Raw genomic sequence first — 5454 nt, 5'->3', positions numbered from 1 at the left:
GCTCACCAGCCAAAACCAGTTTTAATAACCTATTTCATTTTCAAATACTGTATAAAAAATTGGGGAATTAGCTCTTTTTAACCGGTTTATTGTGTCTAGATTATTAAAAATTAGACAAGGGCAGTAAAAAATGGTTCAGATTTTGTTTTTTGGGGTTTTAGTTTGGGAAGGCTTTTTTTATTTCTTCGTAGAGTTCGGGGAAGCTGTTTAGCCATTCTTTTCTTTCTTTTTTGAGTTGTTGCACCATTTCCTCGATTTGTTCGATGCTGTACCATTTTTCCAGTCTGAATCTGTCCATATTGACTCCTTCCACTTCTTTGGGTACTAGGGTGCCGAAGTAGGGTTCGGGCACCCACTCAATGTTGTTTCGGGCTATTCCTCTTATTATGGAAGCCATTTCTTTTATTTCCACTCGCTCCACTTTTCTTTTAACTATGCTGACTCCTTCTTCGTTTACCTCTCTTATTTCTCCCACTCCGCCGGTGTTTATTAAGTAGCATTGTACTTTTTCGCCCAGGCCTTTTATTATGTCGTAGAAGCGGTTTCCTTCCTGGGCTTTGTTGCCCACTATAAAGGGGTTGGTTCCCACTTCTCTTACGGATTGCCCGGCTCTTTTGGGGTCGCTTCCCGAGGTTTCAATTGATTCCCCTAGCATGAATGCGGCTGCAGCCTGTTCTAGGGTGAGTTTGGAAGCTATGGGTACCACGGTATTTCTTCTCGTGATCATTAGAATTATTAGTCCGTCCACGTCTTTTAGTGGGGGTAGATTTAGTGTGGAACTTTTGTATTTTCCAAAGTCGTCTCTCTGCATTATTCCGCGACCGTTGCCGGTTAATATGTCGCTTTCGAACAGTACGTTGCCTTTGTAGTCCACCATCACGTTTTCCAGTATAGCGTCTGGTTTGGTTACCGCATCGTAGATTAAGGGCTGTATTTCGGGGTTTACTCCTTCTGTTTTTAGGTAGAATCCTCTCTCGGTACCCAAGGCTGATCCGTCGGGTCGGAGTGCGACAAAGTCGTCCTGCACTATTTCTATGCCTTCCCCATCATTTTCATTCAGGTCGTGTGTGTGGCAGCTGTGGGTGGTTTTTCCGGTTGCTGTGAGTCCGAAGATTAGTGTGTTATAGGTTTTTATTTTGCCGGTTTTGGCGTCTCTTGCTCTGATTATTTTTGCGCCTGCGTGTAGTCCGAGCATTCCTTGCTGTTTTGCGAACCACATTGCCATTCTGAGCATGCCTTTCTTGTCTTCCCCGTAGTAGTCTGTTCCAAGCACGAAGGTTACTCCTATTTCTGGAAACACAATTATTTGTCGGTCTTTCTCGTGCCACTCGGGAATGTGTACTATAAATATGTGGGGACCGTTATAGTTTTCTTTGGGTGGGAAGAGTGTTTGGTTTACCATGTGGGCTAGCCTAATCATTTCTCCCCTATGAATGGAGAGGAATAGGGTGCATTTAGGTGAGAAGTAGGGATTATCTCCCATGTTGCGTTCGCTGCAAACAAGAGGAGCATTTTTAACGTATTGAAGGACATCCTTTACCGTTTTTGGAAGGTTTTTCATAAGTTCCTTCTGTCGGGGATTCATTTCGTATTGGACCACTTCTGGACTGCCCACAGTTATGGTTAAGCCTGCGCTCCGATTTTTAACAGTTGAAACGAAATTGTAGTTGTCAAACTTTGTTTTAGTTCCATATATTTCAGCCATTTTTCTAATAATTTCGGGAGATAAGTGTTTAACATTTGTTCTCTTGTAGAGTTTTTGCACTGCCTGTTTTATCTCTTCCAAGTTTATCTTGGAGATAATCTCGTCTATTTCGGCTTTAGCCTTTTCTCTTTCTTCTTCTAAAGGTTCTACGTACTCCTTGGAGGTAATTATTCTTCTTACTTCTTTTTGTACATCTAGGAGTGGTTTGGCCATGTTTAAGCTGTACACGGCTGCGAATTTAAAAATGGTTTTGTAAAATTCGGTTTGCAGTTTTTTTCGCTTCTCGTCCTTTACAAGAAGGTACGGGTTGAAGAATGGTTGCTGAGAATGGGTGAGAACATTTATCGCCTCTTGGGGACCTAAACGTTTGGCGATCCTTACATCCTTGGGATGATTAACGAGTAGGAAAACAATTTTAATCCGGGTGGTATCTAAATACTTTTCGTTTCCTCCAATCCACCAAGGGTCGAGCATAAAATGATTATTTTCCTTCTTGCTCTTCTCATAGATTGCTTGAAGCCTGGGATAAATCCTGATTAGCTCCTTGGTGAGGAAGAATTTTCTCTCAGATACTGATGTGGATATGCGTCCCTTTTCTCCACCGAGTTGCTCTACGTATATTATGTCATCAGAGTGTATTCTTGCGCGCTCCATCTCTAGTAGTAAAAACGCGTTAGTACTAACTCCTGAGCCTGTTTCTCCCATTATAGCTACGCCTTCCCCATTAATGTCCACAAGGCTTCCCCTAAGAAAGTTTAAACGCTCCTGCTCTTCGCAAACGTCAGCGACGATCCCCAGCGCTAAGGCTCGCACGAACTCATAATCATATACATTAAATATTATCCCGGTTTTAGTTTCAGAGTTGTAATATATTCCCGGGTTTTCGTCGTAAATCCCAGTAGCTGCGTATATTATGCCATGAGGACGTAGGTTCCGATCTATAGCTGCGGGAAACCAGTTCTCTCTCCAAAAATCATCCAAATGTTCCTCATTGGTTCTCAACTGAATAATGTATCCATTTATGTTTGCGTTCCAAACGTAGATGGAATCATATCCCATATGTCTTTCTGCTTTTTGAACCAATTCCTCCCTTTTTTCCCGGGAGATTCCTATGTCTATTTTACCTTCTCTTGTTTGAACCTTTTCCAAATTGCCCATTCTAATTTTCCCTCAAAACAACGGGCTAACTCATTCAAATTTTATTCCGGTTTTCCAGAAATCAAGTAGTCTTCACCTTTTTATACGTTTTCATTCCACAGTTCTAAACGTCCTAAAAGTAAGCAGGAATATGTTAAAAAGAAAATTTGTTTACCGCCAATTTTATTCTTTTATATAAATATTTGAGATTTAGGGAAGGTTATTTATATCTCATTGTTCATATTTGATACAGTCCTTGCAAAATTTTTCCAGTGACCTATTGGGATGATTCTGGAAGAGCCGTATGACCATTGCTGGGATGATTTGCAAAAAGGACTCCTCAAATAGAGGAATAAAAAAGTGTTTGAGGATTAATGGGTTAAATTTGCTGATATGTATTCCGAGAGCTTTTCAATATTTTTCCCCTTTTTTGCGGATATTGGAATAACCCTGTTCTTATTCCCAGAGTCAAGTATGGTTCTTACAATATCTAATATTTGGTCTAGATTATTCTTCTCTGCTTCATCAATTTTATTTAGCACCACTATGGTTTTCTGTTTTTGCACCGATATAGCTTCAAGTATTTTTAATCCTTCACTAAGTTTGAATGCTACAATCTCCGGTGGCTCGTTTGCTGAAACTAGAAATAACTGTAGATCTGCGTACTGAAAGTCTATCAGATTTATTTCGAAAGACGTTAATAGTCGAGGATCTAAATCCATTACAAAGCCTATAGTATCCACAAAAAGTATATTTCCATTTTTCAACCCCTTTTTGTACTTTGCGGTTAGAGTTGTGAAAGGCCTTTCACTGACTGGCTTATCTGCCCCGGTGAGCCTGTTGAAAAGTGTAGTTTTTCCAGAGTTGTAATAGCCTCCAATGTTAACTATTTTGGCTCCCTCCTCCTTCCTCTTGATTACCTGCATTTTCTTCTCTTGAAGCATTCGTTCAATATTCTTTTTAATGGAGGCCTCTCTCCTGCTAAACGATTTAAGTGTGCTGTGCATAGCATACTCCCCACCACCCATTAGAAAAGGATGCTCTTCCTTGTACTTTTCGGAAACCCTAAGCTTTACAAGCGGTGTTTCCTTTTTCATTCTGGCCAGCCTTATCTGGAGAAGTGATAAAATGTCCGAAGCATTGGCCTCAAATATTTCAAGAGTTAAATCATACCTGTCCAAAACAGTTTTTTCTAACTCCCTTGAAAGGTTTAGAAACTGTTTTGAAGATAGCTGATTGTAAACGATTAGGTTATCTATATCCTTAGATTTTAAAAGGCCTCTAATTTCTTCTATTTTCCCCTTTCCGAAGAGTAAGTCGCTAGTAGGATATCTTGTTTGAACTACTTCCTCCACCACATCGTAGCCTGCATTTGTTGCAAGAGTAATTAATTCATCTAGCTTCACGCGGAACAAAAAGTGGTCATGAAAATCCGTCTTCAACATTGCGACACAAGCACGATTATTGAAAGTTCTCCTATCCAAGTACTCGCCATCCTAAAGTGTATCCAACATCTAATAAAAAGTAATGACGCCTAATCAATTTTCCCTAATTGTTAAATTTACTTCCCTAAAACTCAAAAAGATAATACATATATGGTTCGGTTCTTAATTCCCATTGGAGGATTGTGAAGTGCGCGTGGCAATTTTTTCCGATATTCATTCAAATCTATACGCTCTGGAGGAAGTTTTGAAAAGCATCTCAAAAGATAATGTGGACTTGACTCTATGTGGAGGAGACCTAGTGGGATACGGGCCATTTCCCAACGAGGTTATTCAGGTCTTAAGAGACTGGAAAATACCTACATTAATGGGCAATTACGATGATGGAGTGGGATTTAATAGGGATGATTGTGGCTGCGCCTATCGCAGTCAGAGGGAAATCGAACTTGGAGAAATTTCATTAGAATGGACTAAGGCTAAAGTCACTGATGAAAATAAATCTTTTCTAAGAAATCTCCACGGAAACACGTATTATACTTGGAATGGTATGAGGGTTCTTCATGTCCATGGAAGTCCCCGAAGAATGAACGAGTACTTGTACGAGGATAGGCCCGAGAAAAATCTGCTCCGAATGCTCGAACCATTAAATATAGATCTTTTGATATGCGGTCACACTCACCTACCATATCACCGGATAGTTCAGAAAATCCATATTGTGAACACTGGTAGTGTGGGAAAACCAAAGGACGGTGACTCCCGAGCATGCTACGCTCTCCTAGAAATAGGAAACGGCCTAGATGTGATTTTTAAAAGAGTTCCTTACGATGTGGATGGGACCGCTCAGGCAATAAGAAGTGTTGGTCTTCCCACAGAATTTGCCGAGGATCTTTATTCCGCTTCTTTTACACACTAGTCTAGTCTCATACTTGATCATTTTTATTATTTTATAGGAAACTTGCAAATCAGATTGGGAATCTAAAGTAAAGATTCAGCAAAACATTTTTTATGTTAAGAAACTTATTCCAAAAAGGGGTTGAATTAAAAAATGGTGTTTGAAATGGGAGAGAAAGAGTATATAGAGGAATTAAAAGCTAAGTGGACCAGAATATGGCCACACCGTTGTCCGAAACTTACCCATCTAGGACACTTCCAGATGGTGTTCGGTTCCTG

The 5454-nt window shown here is 40.1% G+C and carries 3 protein-coding genes; 1 reads left to right on the top strand and 2 read right to left on the bottom strand.

What is annotated here, in order from left to right; genetic code table 11:
• Positions 1 to 157: 157 nt before the first annotated feature.
• Positions 158 to 2863, bottom strand: a complete 2706-nt coding sequence (locus ACUVXA_RS15550) for a phosphoenolpyruvate carboxykinase (protein ID WP_445872198.1) — start codon at positions 2861 to 2863, stop codon at positions 158 to 160.
• Positions 2864 to 3213: 350 nt separating this feature from the next.
• A complete protein-coding gene (locus ACUVXA_RS15545; RefSeq protein ID WP_445872197.1) occupies positions 3214 to 4326 on the bottom strand; it encodes a GTPase in 1113 nt (370 codons plus the stop codon).
• Positions 4327 to 4474: 148 nt separating this feature from the next.
• On the opposite strand from ACUVXA_RS15545, the gene ACUVXA_RS15540 reads away from it, so the two are divergent.
• The gene (locus ACUVXA_RS15540) at positions 4475 to 5197 is read left to right on the top strand and encodes a metallophosphoesterase family protein (protein WP_445872196.1); all 723 of its coding nucleotides are present in this window, start codon (positions 4475 to 4477) and stop codon (positions 5195 to 5197) included.
• Positions 5198 to 5454: the final 257 nt, after the last annotated feature.

It is taken from the genome of Candidatus Jordarchaeum sp. (genome assembly GCF_052745115.1).
Note: the sequence above shows the minus strand (reverse complement) of the source record. Positions and strands in the feature narration are given on the sequence as shown.